Below are 20,435 nucleotides of genomic sequence, written 5' to 3' on the forward strand. Positions count from 1 at the left end.
ACAATTGTGGCGATTTTTTTAACGTGTAAACTGTTAATTATGAATATATTACAACGTTTTAAGATAGATCCATTTTTATTAATTCTGATTTGCGTTGTGCTGACTGCTAGCTTGTTTCCTTGTAAAGGTGAAACCAAAACTGCATTCGAACATTTGACCACCTTCGCCATTGGTTTACTGTTTTTTATGCATGGTGCAAAGCTTTCTTTTCAAGCAATCGTTGTTGGCATTAAAAATTGGCGATTACATTTGCTGATTTTTATCACCACTTTTGTGGTTTTTCCGATTTTGGGCGTCATGATGCAATTATTGGTGCCAACTTTCCTCTCTGAAAATCTTTATTTAGGATTTGTCTACCTTTGCGTTCTACCTGCCACCGTTCAATCCGCTATAGCTTTCACATCAATTGCAAAAGGTAATGTCGCTGCGGCCATTTGTAGTGCTTCAGCATCCACTTTATTAGGTGTCTTTATCACGCCTGTATTAGTTGGTTTATTGATGCATACACAGGCTGTTGCATCCATGAATATCATGGATGCCATTAGCTCAATTATGCTCAAATTAATGTTACCCTTTATTATTGGTCATTTATCCAGACGGTATATTGGCAAATGGGTAGACAAATATAAAAATATCATTTCTAAAACCGATCGTTTATCTATTCTTTTAGTGGTTTATGTGGCATTTAGTGATGCGGTTGTAAATGGAATTTGGTCACAAGTTGGCGTGTTATCACTATTGAGTGTTATCTTTTTTTCTATTTTATTATTAATTCTTGTATTATTGTTTACTACCTATAGTGCAAGATTATTAGGGTTTAATAAAGAAGATGAAATCACCATTGTATTTTGTGGGTCAAAAAAGAGTCTTGCTAGTGGTATTCCCATGGCAAGTGTGATTTTTCCTATCTCGATTATAGGAATAATGATTTTACCTTTAATGATTTTTCACCAAATTCAATTGATGATTTGTGCCTTTTTAGCTGCTCGTTATGCGAAGCGAAAAATATAAAAATTATTTTGCTCATTGCCTTATTCTCAAGGATAATAGAGCCGCCATTAACTACAGAAAGATATATTATGTTTCATCTATTTGCTGATTTAGAATTTTCAACAATTATATTATTAGTCTTTGCATTGCTTTTTGTCCTTTTTTACGAAGCAATTAATGGATTTCATGACACCGCTAATGCTGTGGCAACTGTTATTTATACAAGAGCATTGAAAGAACAACTCGCTGTTTTTATGGCTGGCGTGTTTAATTTTTTTGGTGTACTTTTGGGTGGGTTAAGTGTTGCTTACGCAATCGTTCACCTTTTACCAACCGATTTATTACTCAATGTTAGTTCAGCGCATGGACTGGCAATGGTCTTTTCAATTTTATTTGCTGCCATTATTTGGAATTTAGGGACATGGTATGTCGGTATTCCTGCATCAAGTTCGCACACCTTAATTGGTTCAATTATTGGGGTTGCGCTTGCTAATGCATTTATCATGGATACTTCAATTATTGAAGCGCTTAATATTCCTAAAATGATTCAAATTTTCCTATCATTAATTGTTTCCCCTCTGGTTGGGTTAATCATTGCGGGTTTAATGATATTTTTATTGCGTAAATATTGGACTCGTAAAGGTCAAAGTAAAAAAAGCAGTAAAAAAAGAGAACGTATTTTTATGACGCCAGAACAGCGTGAAAAGCTCTATGGTAAAAAGAAACCACCTTTTTGGATCCGTATCATGTTAATTATATCAGCAGCCGGTGTTAGCTTTTCACATGGTGCGAATGATGGGCAAAAAGGCATTGGTTTGTTAATGTTAGTTTTAATGGGAATTGCACCAGCAGGCTTTATTGTTAATATGAGTGCGTCTACTTATGACATCACTAATACGCGTAATGCAATTCACAATATTGAAGAGTATTTTGTTTCACATCAAAAAGATTTAACCAGCGTAATTGGTCATCAACCAGCTATCGATTCAACAATTCCAACAACCGATATTAATCAATATCACTGCGACTACTCTCGTTCATTTATGACGATCGGTATTGCTAATTCATTATTTAATAAACTTAATGATTATGAAGCATTAACGGTCGATCAACGTTCACAAGCAAGACGTATTTTACTTTGTTTATCCGATACCGTATCGCATGTTGCAAAACAACCTAATGTTTCCACTGAAGATAAACAATATTTAAAATCTTTAAATAATGATTTACTCAAAACCGTTGAGTATGCACCTGTTTGGATTATTATTGCTGTTGCCTCAGCACTGGCATTAGGCACTATGATTGGTTGGCGACGTGTTGCAATCACTATTGGTGAAAAGATTGGTAAAAAAGGGATGACTTATGCACAAGGTGTGTCAGCGCAAATTACAACCGCATTATCAATTGGTATCGCCAGTTATACAGGAATGCCTGTATCAACAACACAGGTTCTTTCTTCATCGGTTGCCGGTACCATGATTGTTGATGGTGGTGGGGTACAAAGCAAAACGATAAAAAATATTGCATTAACTTGGATTTTAACATTGCCAATTTCAATTTTGCTATCTGGATCACTTTTTTGGCTTGCTCAAAAATTAATTTAGTAGTAAAAAAGAAGATATTAATTTTACTTTTAATCTGAGCGCCAAAAAAGAAAGGAGTAAAGAACAATGGCTTATAAACATATATTAGTCGCAGTGGATTTATCACCTGAAAGTGAAGTGCTTGTTGAAAAAGCGGTATCGATGGCAAGACCTTATAATGCTCAAGTCTCATTGATTCATGTTGGTATTAATTATTCTGATCTTTACACAGGTTTAGTTGATATTAATATGAATGATATGAAGGATAAAATTACCGAAGATGCCCATATTGCTTTAAATAAATTAGCCGATGATGCTGGTTATCCTATTGCTCATACATTATCAGGCAATGGGGAGTTTGGTCAGGTATTGATTGAAGCTATTCATGAATTCAACGTCGATCTTGTTGTATGTGGTCATCATCAAGATTTCTGGAGTAAATTAATGTCTTCCGCTCGTCAACTTATCAATAATACGCATATTGATACTTTGATTGTTCCATTAAAAGATGAAGAACCCGCTGAACAAACCGCCAAAGGAAAAGTTAATGATCAACCCGCTTAAATAGCGGGTTTTTTATTCTTTACACGTTACTATAAAATACTACCGATTCTTATTTCTTAAGTTAGATGAGTGTAACATGACTACTTTGCCATTTTTTGATAAGGCATGTTGACGTTTTCAGGGCTATACTCAAAGGTATAAATTAATCAATAAGGAGATTTACGATGAATATTGCATTAGTGACAGGGGCATCTTCAGGTTTTGGTCAAGCAACGTGTCGTAAGTTGATTGCTGATGGTTACAAAGTTATCGGAACTGCTAGGCGAGAAGATAAATTAAAAAGTCTTGCCAGCGAACTGGGGTGCAATTTTTTACCATTGGTTTTAGATGTGACCAAAAATGATGCGGTAGAATCCCTATTGTTACAACTTCCTAAAGAATTTCAACCCATTGATATCCTCATTAATAATGCTGGCTTGGCGTTAGGGCTCGAACCTGCCTATCAAGCTAATTATGACGATTGGGAAACAATGATTGAAACAAATATTATTGGGTTAGTGCATTTAACTCATCAAATCTTACCGGGAATGGTTGAACGTAATTTTGGTTATATCATTAATCTTGGATCGGTTGCGGGGAGTTATGCCTATAAAGGTGGTAATGTGTACGGTGCATCTAAAGCTTTTGTAAAACAATTTAGTGCCAATTTACGAACAGATCTACTGGGTAAAAAAATTAGAGTGACCAATATTGAACCGGGATTATGTGGCGGAACTGAATTTTCTAATGTGCGATTTCATGGTAATAATGAACAAGCCGCTGCTGTTTATAAAGGTGTGGATTATATTACACCTGACGATATTGCCAATACCATTTCATGGTTAGTCAATACACCACCACATTTTAATGTGACTTCGATAGAAATCATGCCTGTGGCTCAAGCTCAAGCAGGATTATCAGTATTTAAAGAGTAAAACAAAATAAATTAATTGTTTTTTAGAATAGTAAAAAATTAAGTTTAGTAAACAAAATAGACTTGCACTTAAGCTAATGGATTGCTATTCTTTTATCCTATAATTTTGATTAAGGTTTATGGCAATGACTTTCTCTGAAGTAACAAAAACATTTGCGACAAGTTTGCCGGGCACAGATAGTTATGTCAAACTGCGTAAAGCTATGCGCTCATTAATTCAAGACGATCCAAAAAATGCTGCCGTGTATTTTTTGATTTTTGGGTTTGCGCGAACTTATGTCATGTTGTATGAAGATCAGGAAGTATCACCCCAGTTTGCCGAAGATAATCAAAAATTGATGTTATCGTATTTAAATATCCTTGATGAAGCATTGAAAAAACAAGATGCACAAAGCATATATCAAGCATTGAACAAAGTGGTCAATGAATACGAAAATAGCAAAAAAGTATTTTGATATAGCAGCCCGACATGAAAATGTCGGGCTGTTTTATTTTGTATAGCAATAAAAACAGAGTAGGGAATATCATGAACATAATAATGACAATCACAGGCATTATTATCACCTTAGGCACCATTATGCGATCTAGGGCGGGTTGATATTTTTCTAAAAAATATAAGAAAACCCGCCAAAAAAGGCGGGTTTTTATTTTGTATTGAAGATATGAGGTTCAAAATTTCTTATAAGATGAAACGACTTCAGGCAAGATAAGAAAAAAATCTTATTTAACTGCAATGAGTTTTTATCAGACGTTTTGGCTCAATGGTATTTTGGATGGTCAATGACATAACTTAGGATAGTAAGGGTAGGTGTGATATGAAAGTATTAAAATTTGGAGGAACATCTGTCGCTAATGCAGAACGTTTTTTGCGAATAGCAGAAATTATTGAGAATAATGCTAAACAAGAGCAAACAGCGACAGTATTATCGGCGCCGGCAAAAATCACTAACCATTTAGTAGCGATGGTTGAGAAAACGGTTGATGGGCAAGATATTAAAAATAACCTTTATGAAGCGGAAAAAATCTTTGCGGATTTGTTAGAAGGTCTTTCAAAAGCACAACCAAATTTTGCTTACGAAGCCATGAAACATTTTGCATTAAATGAGTTAAATCATATCAAACAGCTACTTGAAGGTATTCGTTTATTAGGACAATGCCCCGATAGCATCAATGCTTCTATCATTTGTCGAGGTGAAAAACTCTCTATTGCCATTATGCAAGCTCTGCTTAAAGCAAAAGGGCATTTAGTCACGGTTATTGATCCAGTGGCAATGTTAATTGCAGAAGGTGACTACTTGGAATCAACGGTTGATATTGCTCAATCCACACATCGAATCAGTGATATGCATATCCCTGAAGACCATATAATATTGATGCCTGGTTTTACCGCCGGAAATGATAAAGGGGAACTCGTTGTGCTTGGGCGTAATGGCTCTGACTATTCCGCTTCCGTGTTAGCGGCTTGTTTACAAGCTAGTTGTTGCGAGATTTGGACGGATGTCGATGGCGTTTATACTTGTGATCCTCGTATTGTACCGGATGCTAAATTACTCAAGACTATGTCTTATCAAGAAGCCATGGAGCTATCTTATTTTGGTGCCAAAGTGCTTCATCCAAGAACTATTTTACCTATTGCTCAGTTCCAAATACCTTGTCTTATCAAAAATACCAATAATCCTGATGCGCCGGGAACATTGATCGGTGCCAATGTCGTTGACTCAACAACACCAGTAAAAGGCATAACTAATCTCAATAACATGGCTATGATTAATGTATCTGGCCCTGGTTTGAAAGGAATGGTCGGCATGTCGGCACGGGTCTTTGCTGCCATGTCTTATGCCGGTATTTCGGTAGTACTCATTACGCAATCTTCATCAGAATATAGTATTAGCTTTTGTATTCCTCAAACAGAATTATATCGAGCTCAAGAAGCATTAAATGATGAATTTTATTTAGAATTAAAAGATGGATTACTGGAGCCGATTGAAGTAATTGATAAGCTTGCTATTATCTCGGTGGTTGGTGATGGTATGCGCACGCTACGAGGTCTATCAGCTAATTTCTTTACTGCTTTGGCGCGAGCCAATATTAATATTGTGGCTATTGCTCAAGGTTCATCTGAACGCTCAATTTCGGTCGTTGTGGATAATGATGTCGCCGTAATGGGTGTGCGTGTTACTCATCAAATGCTATTTGGCACCGACAAAATGTTAGATGTCTTTGTCGTTGGTGTTGGTGGTGTAGGGGGAGCACTGGTTGATCAGATAGGACGCCAACAAAGATGGCTTAAAAATAAACAGATTGATCTGCGGGTCTGCGGTCTGTTTAATTCTAAACACAGTTTATTAAATCGTGATGGCATTGATCTAAAAAATTGGCGAGAACAGATTAAACAATCTGACATTTCTTATACCTTAGAAAGCATAATTGAATTTGCTAAAAATAATCGTCTTCTCAATCCAATTTTGGTTGATTGTACTTCTAGTAGTGAAGTGGCTGATAAATATGCAGACTTTTTAGCCAATGGTTTCCATGTGGTTACCCCTAATAAGAAAGCGAATACCAGTTCAATGGCTTATTATTTACGTTTACGACAAGAAGCTGAAAAAAGTAAACGTAAGTTCCAATATGATACCAATGTGGGGGCAGGGTTACCCGTTATTGAAAATCTACAAAATTTACTCAATGCCGGTGATGAACTCATTAAATTTTCGGGTATTTTGTCGGGTTCGCTTTCTTTTATTTTCGGTAAACTCGATGAAGGCATGTCGTTATCAGAGGCGACGAAGCTAGCAAAAGAGAAAGGCTTTACTGAACCAGATCCAAGAGATGATTTATCAGGGACAGATGTTGCTCGAAAACTATTAATCTTAGCCCGTGAAGCAGGATTACAACTTGAGTTAGATCAGATCAAAGTGGAATCGGTGTTACCCAAAGAATATGCGCAAGGAAGTATCGAAGAGTTTATGACAAAATTACCGCAACTGGATGCTGAATTTAAAGCAAAATCCGAAAAAGCGATACAAGAAGGGAAAGTATTGCGTTATGTAGGCAGCATTGAGGGCGGACAATGTAGTGTTAAAATTGAAGCCGTCGATAGTGAAGACCCACTTTATAAAGTTAAAAATGGTGAAAATGCTTTAGCATTTTATACTCGCTACTATCAGCCAATCCCATTAGTCTTGCGAGGTTATGGTGCAGGTAATGATGTCACTGCAGCGGGTGTGTTTGCCGATATTTTGCGTACAACTTCAGGAAAAATCGGAGGTTAAATGACACATCAATCCATAACAGTTTATGCTCCTGCATCAATGGCGAATATCAGTGTGGGATTTGATATTTTAGGTGCAGCGATTAGCCCAATAAGTGGAACGATGCTGGGTGATTGTATCACTGTTGAATCATCAACAGAATTTAAACTGGTTAGTAAAGGTCAGTTTGTTAAAAAATTGCCACGAGACCCTAAATACAACATTGTTTATCAATGTTGGCAGCGTTTTTGTAAAGCAATGGGTAAAACGTTACCGGTGAGTATCACACTTGAAAAAAATATGCCTATTGGTTCAGGTTTAGGGTCAAGTGCGTGTTCAGTCGTGGGTGCGTTAGTTGCCTTAAATGAGTATTTTGGTCAACCTTTTAATCAAATTGAAATGCTTAAAATGATGGGTGAATTGGAAGGACGAATTTCGGGTAGTGTGCATTATGATAACGTTGCGCCTTGCTATTTAGGTGGCATGCAACTGATTCTGGATGAAATGGGCATAATCAGTGAATCTATTCCTCATTTTGAAGATTGGTATTGGGTTATGTCTTATCCGGGAATCAAAGTCTCAACAGCTGAAGCACGGGCTATTTTACCTGCACAATATCAAAAATCAGATTGTGTCGCTCATGGTCGTTATGTAGGAGGTTTTGTGCATGCCTGTTATACCCAGCAATCTAAATTAGCCGCTGCCATGCTGATCGATAATATTGCTGAACCTTATCGCAAACAGTTGTTACCAAACTTTGATGAAACACAGCAACGTGTAAAACAACTTGGTGCATTAGCTTCAGGCATTTCAGGTTCTGGACCAACCATGTTTGTTATTGCGGATAAATTAGAGACTGCGCAGCAAATCGAACTACTTCTTAAAAGTCGCTATTTACAAAATAGTGATGGGTTTACGCATATTTGTAAAATTGATCAACAAGGGGCAAGAGTAATTTAAGTTTATCCATTTTTGAAACGTGAGTTAAACTTAAACCTATTCTAATTTATGACTGACTAACCGCTAAAAAGGTTGTCAAAAAGTGTAACCAATTAAAGCATAAAGATTATCGGAAAATATCATGAAATTGTATAATTTAAAAGATCACGCTCAGCAAGTTAGCTTTGCTCAGGCCGTTAAGCAAGGATTAGGACGAAACCAAGGGCTTTTTTTTCCAGAAATATTGCCAAAATTTTCTGCAAACGAAATTGAATCATTATTAAAACTCGATTTTGTAACGCGAAGTGCCAAAATCTTATCCGCATTTATTGGCGATGAAATCAGTCATCAAGATATGCAACGTTTAGTTAATAATGCCTTTCAATTTCCTGCGCCAGTCACAGCAGTTGAAAATGATATTGGTACTTTAGAGTTATATCACGGCCCAACACTTGCTTTTAAAGATTTTGGTGGGCGCTTTATGGCGCAAGCATTAGTTCAAGTTGCTGCCGATGATAAAATCACTATTTTAACGGCGACATCAGGTGATACTGGTGCTGCCGTTGCCCATGCTTTCTATCATCTACCTAATATTCGGGTGATAATTTTATATCCACAAGGAAAAATCAGCCCTCTACAAGAAAAACTCTTTTGTACATTGGGCGATAATATTCATACTATTGCTATTCAAAGTGATTTTGATGCCTGCCAAGCTTTGGTTAAAAAAGCCTTTGATGATGAAGAGTTAAAGACAGCAATTGGTTTAAATTCAGCAAATTCAATTAATATTAGCCGGTTACTCGCCCAAATTTGTTACTATTTTGAAGCCTATGCCCAGCTCACGCCAAAGCAACGAGAACAGTTGGTCATTTCGGTGCCAAGTGGTAATTTTGGTGACTTAACTGCCGGATTATTAGCCAAGACGATGGGGTTACCGATCAAACGCTTTATAGCCGCGACTAATGCTAATGATACCGTTCCTCGTTATTTAGAGACGGGCAAATGGGAACCTCATCCTACTATTGCCACGCTATCTAATGCAATGGATGTGAGCCAACCTAATAACTGGCCACGTATAGAAGAAATTTATCACCGTGAAGGTTGGGTTTTAAAAACACTTGGACATGCCGCTATTTCCGATGAAGTTTCTAAACAAGCCGTTCGTGAACTGGATAAAAAAGGTTATTTATCTGAACCGCATGGCGCTATTGCTTATCGTGCGCTTCGTGACCAACTGCAAACCGGTGAATATGGATTATTTTTAGGTACTGCACACCCTGCAAAATTCAAAGAAGTGGTTGAAGATATTTTGGGGCGAACCATTCCATTACCTAAAGCATTAGCTGAGCGTGCAGATATGCCGTTACTTTCGCATAATATGCCTGATGATTTTGTCAAATTACGTGATTTTTTGATTCAGTTAGATTGGTAATTCGTTTTCCGTCGCTGAATTGGCGACGGTCTGTTTGGCTGGATATTTAAGTGTTCAGGCTAATTTTCAAAAACAAATTGACTTTATTAAGGTAAACCTTGTTTAAATTAACATTTTCAGATATTGTAATGTATATTATGTCATTATAGAGATGTTTTATGTACTGTCCGTTTTGTAATGCTGAAGATACTAAAGTCATTGATTCTCGTTTGGTTGGAGAAGGCTACCAAGTCCGTCGCCGTCGTCAATGTGTGGAATGTAATGAACGTTTCACCACATTTGAAGTTGCTGAATTAATCATGCCTAATGTCATCAAAAGCAATAAAGTTCGTGAACCATTTAACGAAGAAAAGCTCCGTAATGGCATTAAGCGTGCACTTGAAAAGCGTCCTGTTAGTTTTGATGCTATTGAAGATGCCATTACACGTATTAAGTCTAAACTGAGAGCAACGGGTGAGCGAGAAGTTCCTGCAAAATTAATTGGTGACTATGTCATAGAGGAGCTTAAAAATTTAGACAAAATTGCTTATATTCGTTTTGCTTCTGTCTATTTTAGTTTTGATGATATTGAACAATTTAGTAATGAAATTGCTAAATTACAACAAAAATAATTAATAATATGACAACAATTTCTGATCAAGATCACGTTTACATGCATCAAGCGATTGAGCTTGCAAAACTGGGTCGTTTCACGACAACGCCTAATCCTAATGTCGGGTGTGTCATCGTTAAAGATAATCAAGTTATTGGTACTGGTTATCATCAAAAAGCGGGTCAACCACATGCAGAAGTTTATGCCCTACAAATGGCGGGACAACAAGCAAAAGGTGCAACCGCTTATGTTACTTTAGAGCCTTGTAGTCATTTTGGTCGAACGCCACCTTGTGCCGATGCATTAATTCAATCAGGGGTTAGACGTGTCGTTATCGCAATGCAAGATCCCAACCCTAATGTTTCAGGTAAGGGCATTAAACGTTTACAAGATGCTGGTATTGAGGTAACCCAAGGGGTTTTAGCTGACCAAGCGGAAGCGATTAATAAAGGTTTTTTAAAACGCATGCGCACAGGCTTGCCTTTTGTCCAACTTAAACTGGCGGCTTCGTTAGACGGAAAAATCGCTATGGCATCGGGTGAAAGCAAGTGGATAACTTCAAACAAGGCAAGAGAAGATGTACAACAGTTTCGTGCTCAAGCCAGTTGTATTTTAAGTACTCGGGCGACGGTACAAGCAGATAATGCAAGTTTAACGGTTAGATATAATGAATTGCCGGATGACGTACAAAAAATATATTCATTAGAAGATGTCAGACAACCAATTCGAGTCATTATCGACAGTCAAGATGAGTTAACAGGAACTGAAAATATTTTTAATCAATCTGGTGAAACATGGGTGATACGAAAAAACGATACTCCCATAGAAAAGCCAAATATCAAAATAATTATTGAACCAACGCATTGCAAGCAAATAGATTTATCTAAATTATTTTCGCTATTGGCTGAAAAACAGATGAATACGGTTTGGGTTGAAGCTGGCGCTCATCTGGCAGGTGCATTAATTGAACAAGATTTAGTGGATGAACTTGTTATCTATTATGCCCCTAAATTATTGGGACATAATGCGTTAAATATGTGTATATTGCCCAATCTGCAAAAACTTGCATTCGCACCACAATTTCACTTTGAGTCAGTTGAAATGATTGACGAAGATTTGAGAGTTATTCTTAAACGAAAATAGTCTTCATTTCCAATATTCATTTAAATAGGTTTAACAAAGATGCAAGTTATAGTGACTATTTGCAAGTCTGATAAATGCAAATTTATGGAACTCAATAGTTATCACAATTCCACTAGATTGTGATTATCTCCTATGAGCTAAGGTGATCCACACTCATAGGAGGATAAATATTAATTACCCTTGTAAAATAGCCAATAACTCTTCGGGAGTTTGAACGGCATGTATGCGTGCTAAGGTATTTTCAGCAATCACCGCTTGAGTAAGTTGACGCAGTATATTTAGATGCTCATTAGCTTTTGCTGCAATGCCTACGACAACATAAGCAATATTATCATCTTCATCCCAGTGAATGCCTTTCGGAAAATAGATAATCTTCAAACCTGTTTTTAATACGCTATCACGTTTATCGGTGGTACCATGAGGAATGGCAATACCATTACCTAAAAAAGTCGATATTTGTGCATCTCTATCATACATTGCTTGAGTATAGTCATTGGTGACTAAATTGGATGCTATCATACTATCAGCGACTAACTTAATGGCTTCTTGTTTGGAATAGTTACCATTTAAAATCGAGATATCATTGATTGATAAGGTTAAATTACTCATATGGCGTTCCTGTTTAAAAATTATCCTGAATAATTGTTTAATGTCTAACTAATTGTTAATTAATTAACGCATTGTTATCGATTTTGATTTTCTTTTCTCATGCATACGCAGTAAACCCAGTAACACAGCGCCAACCAGTGCACCAATAAAAATGCACGCTACCCATAAAAATGGTTTATTAACCAGTGGCAGTACTAAAAAGCCACCATGTGGAGCAGGCACTTGAATTTGGCATAGAAATGTCAATACGGATGCAATTGCCGACGATAACATCATGATTGGAATGACCCGCAAAGGATCTTTTGCCGCAAATGGAATTGCGCCTTCGGTAATATGTGTGGAACCGAGAACATAATTGACAATACCTGCAGCACGTTCTTCTTCTGTAAAGGCTTTATGACGGAAAATGGTCGTCGAGAAGGCGATAACAAAAGGCGGTGCAATGCAAGCAGCTGAAACCCCAGCCATAAAATAGTAATTTCCTTCACCCAATAACATAGTACCTGTTACATAAGCTGCTTTATTAATAGGACCACCAAAATCAAAGGAACACATAGCACCAATAACAATACCGAGTAAAATTGGATTAGTATGTTGTAATGAACCAAGCCATACAGCCATTGTGTTATTCGCTATGGCGATGGGTTTACCCAGATAATACATCCCTGCACCAATAACAAATACACCGATTAATGGCATAATAAAAATTGATTTCAGTCCTTCGAAAGAGCGAGGTAGATGATCTAACCATTTTTTGAGATACAGCATCAGATAACCAGCAGCAAATCCAGCGAGAATACCGCCTAAAAAACCTGCTCCAGTAGCCGTAGCCATTAATCCACCTACAAAACCAGCAACCATCCCTTGCTTACCTGCAATGGAATTGGCTATAAAAGCGGTGAAAATAGGCACCATAATGTCAAATGCTTTTCCACCGATTTGTTTAAGCATTGCTGCAAATTCATTATATTGTTCATTATTAGGATCTGCGGAATAAATACCCCATAAAAATGATAAAGCTATGAGTACACCACCAGCGACAACGAAAGGCAGCATGTTTGACACACCACTCATTAAGTGTTTATAGAGCTGGCGTCCAATCGATTCTTTGACTTCCACTTGCTTTAAGATCGCATTATTAACACTATTCTGTACGCCTTTACGAATAGGAACTGTCCCTGAAGTAATCTGCTCTATTAATGCTACAGCTTTGTGTATACCCTCTTTAACGGGAACTTCAATAACAGGTAAACCATTAAAGCGATCAGGATTAACATCTTTATCTGCCGCAATAATCACCCCAATGGCATTTGCCATATCAGCTTCGGTAATTGCATTATCAACACCACTTGCACCATTGGTTTCTACTTTAATTTCAATTCCTGCTTTTTGCGCAGCTGATTTTAGCGCTTCTTCTGCCATATAGGTATGTGCGATACCGGTTGGGCAGCCTGTTACAGCAAGTATCTTCTTCATAATGCCCCCTTTATTTAATTTGGGTAACTACAAGTTTCTCCATATAGGTACTGATTTTATCGAGTAGACCTAATCCATCTGATTCTGCAACATTAGCCCCTGTTGCAGAGGCTTTTTTCATTGCTTTTTCAACGTGTTCTTGTGTTGGTAGCCATTCACTAAGAAATGCAGCAAGTGACGCATCGCCTGCACAAGCAGAACTGATCAAATTGATTGGTACGGCATTACAAAACCAAACATGCTGACCATCTGAAAAGTAAAGACCTTTTTCCCCCATAGTTAATAAAATATTTTGAGCACCAAGTGAATGTACCGTTGATAACGATGCAATGACTTGTTCCGTTGTTTGGGTTTCTAATCCAAAAATGTCTTTCAGTTCATCATTATTGGGTTTGATTAATAGCGGTTTATAAGTAAGTAATTGAGCGAGTTTAGGATGACTAATATCTAAAATAACTTGAATATTTTTGGTTTGGCATATATCTAAAACAGATTGATAATATTCAGGCTCGATGTTTTTAGGTAGGCTACCACTGATGACTAAATAGCTATTGTGATCAAGAGAATCAATGATGTTTAGCATTTCAGCTTTCTTTTTATCTGGCACAAAAGGCCCTTTCCCCACTAACTTATATTCATTTTGTCCATCATTAATAAAAACGTTAATGCGAGTGATATCATCGATAAAACAAGGTTTGATTTCAATCTGCATTTTGGTGAGTTCATCAATAATATATTTTCCTGAAAATCCACCAAAAAAGCCCAATGCACATGTCGATTTATTAAATTTTTTCAAAACAATTGAAACGTTAACAGCTTTACCATTGGGACTATATTCTGTATGTGAAGTACGATTCACTGCATTGGGATTAAGACCTTGGCAACGGATATTCATATCAATTGCCGTATTAAGTGTTAAAGTATAGATCATAGGATTGACCTCTTAGAGTTTACCGGCACATCCACATGTTGTAATGATTTTTTTAACCACTTCTTTCATTGCTGCTTTTGCTGGTTTCATGTAATGTCGAGGATCATTGGCATTTGGATTTTCGATAAAATAGTGTTTTAGCGCATCAGAAAAGGCGATTTTGAGTTCCGTTGCAACATTGACTTTGCAAATACCACGTTGAATGCATTCACGAACATCTTTGTCCGGAACACCTGAAGCGCCATGTAATACCAGTGGGATATCAACCATAGAACGAATTTCAGAAAGTCGATCAAAATCTAATTTAGGTTCTGATTTATATAGACCGTGAGCAGTCCCAATTGCAATGGCAAGTGAATCAATTCCTGTTCGTTCAATAAATTCAACTGCTTGTTTAGGATTGGTATATAAAGCATCTTTAGCATCCACCACAAGATCATCTTCAACGCCACCAAGCCTACCTAATTCAGCTTCAACACTCACATCATAGCGGTGAGCATAATCAACAACGCGTTTTACTAACGCAATATTTTCTTCAAAAGAGAAATGAGAGCCATCAATCATGACTGAGCGTATTCCTGAATTAATTTTTTCAACGATATCATCATATTCTTCATGATGATCGAGATGGATGGCTAACGGTACTTTGTGTTTTTTAGATAGCGCTTCGGCAATGGCAATAATATTTTCTGTACCGGCATAACAGTATGTACCAGGCGTACCGGCTAATATTACAGGGGACTGTAATTCGGCAACCGTTTCAACAATAACTTGCATGGTTTCTAAATTATGTATGTTAAAAGCTGGAACGGCATAATGTTCATGCTGTGCTTTTTTTAACATATTATGACTTGAAATGATCGACATATGACAACCCCTTAAATTGATTTGCAACCAGAACTAAATTTTAAAATGAAAGTATTTTTATTAAATTATGATTGCAAAACGAAAGTTATGCCAGTGTCATTACCGTGAGTTGGATCACAAAACTGAACATTTATTCAACAGTAAAAGTAATTTAAATTGATAAAGATAAATTTAAATGGTTAACATGTAACCCTGTGATTTTGATAATGTTAAGATGTGGTATCTTCGATAAAACATAACTTATTAATTATTGTTGACCACTTGTATGATAAATTCTATTATCATTAATCTTAATTCGTTTTATGTAATACAGGACATTAAAATTGGCTAAAGTGTCTTCAGCCCTTTTGAAACGTAGATTGGATATTGCGGAAATAGTAAGAAAAAAAGGTGAAATCAAAGTTGAAGAGTTATCATACATGCTTCAAGTTTCAACTGTTACTATTCGTCAAGATTTAACCTATTTAGAACAACAAGGATATTTAAAGCGTTCTTTTGGTGGGGCAATTTATTTGTCACCAGAAGGTACAAATAATAAAACGCATATTGTAGCGGCGAATAATTCATTACTTGTTGATGATATTTATGATATTGATTTAGTGAAGAATTGCTTAAATTATATTAATGATGGCGATACCATTTTTTTAAGTCATGGCAGACTTACAAGAAAGCTTATTCCCTATTTGCATGTTAAAAAATCATTAAAATTAATCATGAATGATATTAATAATGCACAATTAGCGAAAGAGTTCACCGATGCTAATATTGTGCTTACTGGTGGTGTATTATTAAAAAATAATATTTTGCATAATGATATCAGCGATTCAATTTTAGATGATTATTCGATTTCACATTTTATTGTTGAATTAACCGCCATTAATCATGATAACCAAATAATAATTGAAGATACTGAGCAAATCAGTATATATCAACAATTAATCAAAAAAGCTCATCACATCATTGGTATTTTACCTCAGCGTGTTGTTTATAATGATGATCATAGCATTGGAAAGCTAAAAAATATGGATGTGATGATCTTATCCCGACCGGCTGTAACCGAATATCATCAGCAATTATTAGATTCTAGTTTCAAACAATTTGCCGCAAATAAATTTAGTGTCATTTACCAAAATGAATTAGGAGCATAATGTGAATTTTAAGATTTGTTCTATCGGGGAGCTACTAGTTGAATTTTTAGCAAAGGAACAAAATCAGCGTTTTGATCAAACAGGCGAATTTATAGGCCCTTTTCCGAGTGGTGCGCCAGCTATATTTGCTGACCAAGTGGCAAAGTTAGGGTTTCCGGTCGTGTTTTTTAGCTGTGTTGGTAAAGATACCTTTGGCAAAATGTGTGTTAATCGGCTTAAACAAGATGGTGTCATTACGGATGGCATCACTTTTCATAATAAAGCTAATACGGGTAGCGCCTTCGTATCATACCGCAATTCTAATGAAAGAGATTTTATTTTCAATATTCCTAATAGTGCCTGCGGTCTTCTTTCATTCAACCATATCAACGAAAACTTGTTGAAAGATTGTACTCATTTACATGTTATGGGCTCATCGTTGTATTCGTTTCGAGCAATTGATGCAGTGCGCAAAGCATTAGATATCATCAAACGAAAAGGAGGAACTATTTCTTTCGACCCAAATTTACGCAAAGAAATGTTTAATATTCAAGAGATGGAGCAATCTTTTGGTTATATCATGGAATATACTGATATCTTTTTACCTAGTGAAAGTGAAGTGAATTATTTTGCCGACCATAATAATGAAAACGAACAAGAAACCATAATAAAATTGCTTCAAAAAGGGATCAAACATATTGTTGTGAAATGTGGAGCGAAGGGGGCAACTTATTATGGTTATGATGAACAAAATACGATTAAAAAGATTCATGTCGATAGTTTTACAACAAAATCAATCGATCCAACAGGCGCAGGAGATTGTTTTGCAGCAACATTTGTCAGTTTAATGCTTGCGGGATTTAGTGTTGAAAAAGCTTTGCAATATGCAAATGCAAGTGGTGCATTAGCCGTTTCACAAAAAGGTCCAATGGAAGGCACCTCTACCTTAACAGAATTAGAAAGATTTATTTTTAATTCCAAAGTTAATTAAATATCGTAAACTTTTTTAATGTGGGTGGCAGATAAAAAAAGTCCCAATAACTAGGTTATTGGGAAAACATAAGGAATAGGAAAACAATGAAATAAATACATTGTCGGATATATTATGCACTATTTTTTAGTAAATGTATGTAACTCGATGTAAATTTTTTTCTAAAATGTTTGTATTTATAATGTTAAATTTGCGTAAAATTCAAAATAATTATTATAAATCAACTAAATATTTATAAAAAAATCTCAAGTAAAGAATTTAAAAATAATTTTCCTTGTTCAGTTATTTTCCAATATTCTTTATCCTCAGTAAGGTAATTTTTTTCAATTGCTAAATTAATTTGCCTGTCAATTGTTTGTAAAGGTAAAAAAGTCCGTTGCTCAAATTCAATTTTAGGTGTTGCTTCAAATAATCTAAAACGATTCATAAAAAATTCGAATGCAAGATCTTCCTTTGGTACGGTATAAAATTTTTCGATATAACGCCCTTCAAGATACCCTTTGGGATGACGTGTTTTTACGGTACGAATAATGTCCCCATTAGGTTGGGTTATTTTACCATGTGCACCACACCCAATCCCTAAATAGTCACCAAATCGCCAATAATTTAAATTATGCTGGCATTTCAATTCCGGTTTTGCATAAGCCGACGTTTCATATTGTTGATAACCATGTTGAGTTAACAATTGGTGTCCAACTTGATAAATTTCCCAAAGTTTATCATCATCAGGAAGGACAGGTGGTTTAGAGCCAAAAAGTGTATTAGGCTCAATGGTTAATTGATACCAAGATAAATGGGGAGGATTAATGGCTATGGCTTGTTTAAGATCAAACAAGGCATCATCTAAACTTTGATTGGGAAGTCCATGCATTAGATCTAAATTAAAACTGTCCAATTTTAGTTTATGTGCTAATTTCCCGGCATTGATTGCTTCTTGGGGATTGTGAACGCGTCCTAATCTGATGAGTTTATCAGTTTGAAAACTTTGAACTCCAATTGAAATACGATTTATTCCTGCTTGTTGATAGCCTGTAAATCTTTCTGCATCAACAGAATTTGGATTAGCTTCGATGGTGATTTCGGCCTGTTTTTCAATTGGAATTAGTTCATTAATTTTGGTTAACAGATGATCAATCAATTCGGCTGAAAATAAACTTGGCGTACCACCGCCGATAAAAATCGAATGGATCGAGCGTTCAGGACAAAGAGCTATATCTTGCTGTAAATCTTTAATCAAATGATCAATATAAGCACGATAATCAGGTGTTTTTTTGATGGTATGAGAATTGAAATCACAATAAGGACATTTTTGTACACACCAAGGCATATGTATATATAAGCTAAGTGGAATTTTATATGAAAACATCTGCCTATCCTGAAACTTAATAGCGGTTGATGAATGGTTATATAAATGTTGCACTATTTTACTTCAATTCATGAAAAAAAGCTTTTTTTACTATTTTGGTATTTTTAAATTTCGTGTAAAGAGCGTACAATCACGATTAATTTTCGATATTAATTATCGATTAGACTATTTTTTGTAGGAGAAAGTATGAGTATTGTTAACGATATCTTGGATAATGGTTTGTCAGCAGCGTCAATAAGCCCTTCAGTAAAACAATCGCATTTTGGTGAATTACCCATTTTAACGGTTAACCATAAAACATGCACGGCAGCGATATCACTACAAGGTGCGCATTTATTATTTTGGCAACCTTCAACCGAAACGTCCCCAGTTATTTGGTTAAGTGAAAAAACCTTTTTTAAAAAAGGAACGGCTATTCGTGGCGGTGTACCCATTTGTTGGCCTTGGTTTGGGCAATTAGGTAATCCTTCACACGGTTTTGCACGTATTGTTGAATGGACGTTAGACTCATGCAAGGAAGATGCTAATGGTGTCGATATCATCTTGTCATTAACGAATAATCCCCAAACTGAATCCTATTTTGCCAAACCTTTTAAAATTTGGTTAACGATTCATGTCGGCAAGAGCTGTGAAGTTACATTAAGTTGTCAAGGTGATTTTGAGGCAACAAGTGCATTACATACTTATTTTGGTATTAGTGATATCGATGATGTGACTGTTAAAGGGTTAGGTAATACTTATCAAGATCGTTTGTCTGTTGAAAATAAACCAACAATTAATGGACAATTAACCTTTAATCAAGAAGTCGATCGTATTTATACCCATGCTGAAAACACCCTAACCATAAATGATACTAGTCGAACAATTGAGCTCACAAACATTAATGCTAGTGATGTTGTTACATGGAATCCATGGACAGATAAAGCTAAAGCGATGGCTGATTTTGATGACCAAGAATATAAAAAGATGGTGTGTGTTGAAAGTGCGTGTATTAATCAAACACTTAAATTATCACCAACACAAAAAACGTCATATGGCTTTAAAATTAAATTGGTCTAATATTGCATAGCGAGTTATGTTTAAACGCAATCAATTCTATTGACCAATTGATTAATTGTTTGCGTTTACAAGCATAACGCTTTATAATCCTCAAGCTTTTTAAAGCGCCAATTTCATAACCAACTACTGGGTCGCCTGTAATTGGTTTTTTATTTAAATAACATAGAGAAATAAACATGTTTACATTAAAAGCAGAAGTTAGAAAAGAGCATGGTAAGGGTGCGAGCCGCCGCCTGCGTCACGCTGGTCAATTCCCAGCTATTATTTATGGTGGAACTGAACCTGCAATATCTGTTGTGCTTGATCACAATCATATTTTCAATATGCAAGAAAAACCAGAATTTTATTCTGAAGTGCTCACTATTGAAGTTGACGGTAAAGCGGTTAAAGCAAAAGTACAAGCTGTACAACGTCATCCATTCAAGCCTAAATTAGTTCATATGGACTTTGTGCGCGTTTAGATTCACGCATTGGTGTATCATCCAATAATGCTTCTAACAAAAGGTCACCCAGACGGTGACCTTTTTGTTTTTGTGTTAGATTAAATTAGGCAAATGCCTATTGTTATGATTTATAGCATTAACTGGGTGACACTGACAACT

At 36.0% G+C, this 20,435-nt stretch carries 19 protein-coding genes; 14 read left to right on the top strand and 5 right to left on the bottom strand.

The features are described from left to right. Window positions 1–39: 39 nt before the first annotated feature. The 10 genes from J3U14_RS06090 (at window position 40) to ribD (ending at window position 11,407) form a co-directional block, all read left to right on the top strand. A complete protein-coding gene (locus tag J3U14_RS06090; protein WP_267352363.1) occupies window positions 40–1,011 on the top strand; it encodes a bile acid:sodium symporter family protein in 972 nt (323 codons plus the stop codon). 68 nt (window positions 1,012–1,079) lie between these two features. After that, complete coding sequence (gene pitA, locus J3U14_RS06095; protein WP_267352362.1) at window positions 1,080–2,594, top strand: inorganic phosphate transporter PitA; 1,515 nt, start codon at window positions 1,080–1,082, stop codon at window positions 2,592–2,594. A gap of 66 nt (window positions 2,595–2,660) precedes the next feature. Continuing rightward, on the top strand, window positions 2,661–3,137 hold the full coding sequence (gene uspA, locus J3U14_RS06100; protein WP_065558916.1) for a universal stress protein UspA: 477 nt from the start codon (window positions 2,661–2,663) through the stop codon (window positions 3,135–3,137). 164 nt (window positions 3,138–3,301) lie between these two features. Beyond that, entirely contained in the window at window positions 3,302–4,051 is a 750-nt protein-coding gene (locus J3U14_RS06105; RefSeq protein ID WP_267352361.1) for an SDR family oxidoreductase, read from the top strand. Window positions 4,052–4,175: 124 nt separating this feature from the next. Further along, complete coding sequence (locus tag J3U14_RS06110; RefSeq protein WP_065558914.1) at window positions 4,176–4,505, top strand: hypothetical protein; 330 nt, start codon at window positions 4,176–4,178, stop codon at window positions 4,503–4,505. A gap of 360 nt (window positions 4,506–4,865) precedes the next feature. Then, window positions 4,866–7,322 carry a bifunctional aspartate kinase/homoserine dehydrogenase I gene (thrA, locus tag J3U14_RS06115; protein ID WP_267352360.1) on the top strand — a complete coding sequence of 819 codons (2,457 nt, stop codon included), beginning with the start codon at window positions 4,866–4,868 and terminating at the stop codon, window positions 7,320–7,322. Further along, window positions 7,323–8,261: a homoserine kinase gene (thrB, locus tag J3U14_RS06120; protein WP_267352359.1), complete on the top strand. Its 939-nt coding sequence runs from the start codon at window positions 7,323–7,325 to the stop codon at window positions 8,259–8,261. A gap of 121 nt (window positions 8,262–8,382) precedes the next feature. Continuing rightward, window positions 8,383–9,672: a threonine synthase gene (gene thrC, locus J3U14_RS06125; RefSeq protein ID WP_267352358.1), complete on the top strand. Its 1,290-nt coding sequence runs from the start codon at window positions 8,383–8,385 to the stop codon at window positions 9,670–9,672. 158 nt (window positions 9,673–9,830) lie between these two features. Beyond that, window positions 9,831–10,283: a transcriptional regulator NrdR gene (nrdR, locus tag J3U14_RS06130; protein ID WP_065558910.1), complete on the top strand. Its 453-nt coding sequence runs from the start codon at window positions 9,831–9,833 to the stop codon at window positions 10,281–10,283. 8 nt (window positions 10,284–10,291) lie between these two features. Next, window positions 10,292–11,407, top strand: coding sequence for a bifunctional diaminohydroxyphosphoribosylaminopyrimidine deaminase/5-amino-6-(5-phosphoribosylamino)uracil reductase RibD (gene ribD / locus J3U14_RS06135; protein WP_267352357.1), 1,116 nt, complete (start codon window positions 10,292–10,294; stop codon window positions 11,405–11,407). A gap of 174 nt (window positions 11,408–11,581) precedes the next feature. On the opposite strand, the gene J3U14_RS06140 is transcribed toward ribD, so the two are convergent. The 4 genes from J3U14_RS06140 to J3U14_RS06155 form a co-directional block, all read right to left on the bottom strand. Next, on the bottom strand, window positions 11,582–12,016 hold the full coding sequence (locus J3U14_RS06140; protein ID WP_267352356.1) for a PTS sugar transporter subunit IIA: 435 nt from the start codon (window positions 12,014–12,016) through the stop codon (window positions 11,582–11,584). Window positions 12,017–12,079: 63 nt separating this feature from the next. Further along, the gene (locus J3U14_RS06145; protein WP_267352355.1) at window positions 12,080–13,492 is read right to left on the bottom strand and encodes a PTS fructose transporter subunit IIC; all 1,413 of its coding nucleotides are present in this window, start codon (window positions 13,490–13,492) and stop codon (window positions 12,080–12,082) included. A gap of 10 nt (window positions 13,493–13,502) precedes the next feature. Further along, window positions 13,503–14,423 carry a 1-phosphofructokinase family hexose kinase gene (locus tag J3U14_RS06150; protein WP_267352354.1) on the bottom strand — a complete coding sequence of 307 codons (921 nt, stop codon included), beginning with the start codon at window positions 14,421–14,423 and terminating at the stop codon, window positions 13,503–13,505. 12 nt (window positions 14,424–14,435) lie between these two features. After that, a complete protein-coding gene (locus J3U14_RS06155) occupies window positions 14,436–15,290 on the bottom strand; it encodes a tagatose bisphosphate family class II aldolase (RefSeq protein ID WP_267352353.1) in 855 nt (284 codons plus the stop codon). A gap of 332 nt (window positions 15,291–15,622) precedes the next feature. On the opposite strand from J3U14_RS06155, the gene J3U14_RS06160 reads away from it, so the two are divergent. Further along, complete coding sequence (locus J3U14_RS06160; RefSeq protein ID WP_267352428.1) at window positions 15,623–16,438, top strand: DeoR/GlpR family DNA-binding transcription regulator; 816 nt, start codon at window positions 15,623–15,625, stop codon at window positions 16,436–16,438. A 1-nt stretch (window position 16,439) separates the two neighbouring features. Further along, the gene (locus tag J3U14_RS06165) at window positions 16,440–17,408 is read left to right on the top strand and encodes a sugar kinase (RefSeq protein WP_267352352.1); all 969 of its coding nucleotides are present in this window, start codon (window positions 16,440–16,442) and stop codon (window positions 17,406–17,408) included. Between the two features lie 232 nt (window positions 17,409–17,640). Here J3U14_RS06165 and hemW read toward each other — a convergent pair whose 3' ends face one another. Next, window positions 17,641–18,774, bottom strand: coding sequence for a radical SAM family heme chaperone HemW (hemW, locus tag J3U14_RS06170; protein ID WP_267352351.1), 1,134 nt, complete (start codon window positions 18,772–18,774; stop codon window positions 17,641–17,643). 186 nt (window positions 18,775–18,960) lie between these two features. Between hemW and J3U14_RS06175 the strand changes: the two genes are divergently transcribed. Both J3U14_RS06175 and rplY read left to right on the top strand, forming a co-directional pair. Beyond that, window positions 18,961–19,833, top strand: a complete 873-nt coding sequence (locus tag J3U14_RS06175) for a D-hexose-6-phosphate mutarotase (protein WP_267352350.1) — start codon at window positions 18,961–18,963, stop codon at window positions 19,831–19,833. A 176-nt stretch (window positions 19,834–20,009) separates the two neighbouring features. Next, entirely contained in the window at window positions 20,010–20,294 is a 285-nt protein-coding gene (rplY, locus tag J3U14_RS06180) for a 50S ribosomal protein L25 (protein ID WP_065558900.1), read from the top strand. Window positions 20,295–20,435 lie beyond the last annotated feature (141 nt).

Source organism: Gilliamella sp. B3801 (genome assembly GCF_026536645.1).
Lineage (GTDB): Bacteria > Pseudomonadota > Gammaproteobacteria > Enterobacterales > Orbaceae > Gilliamella > Gilliamella apicola_I.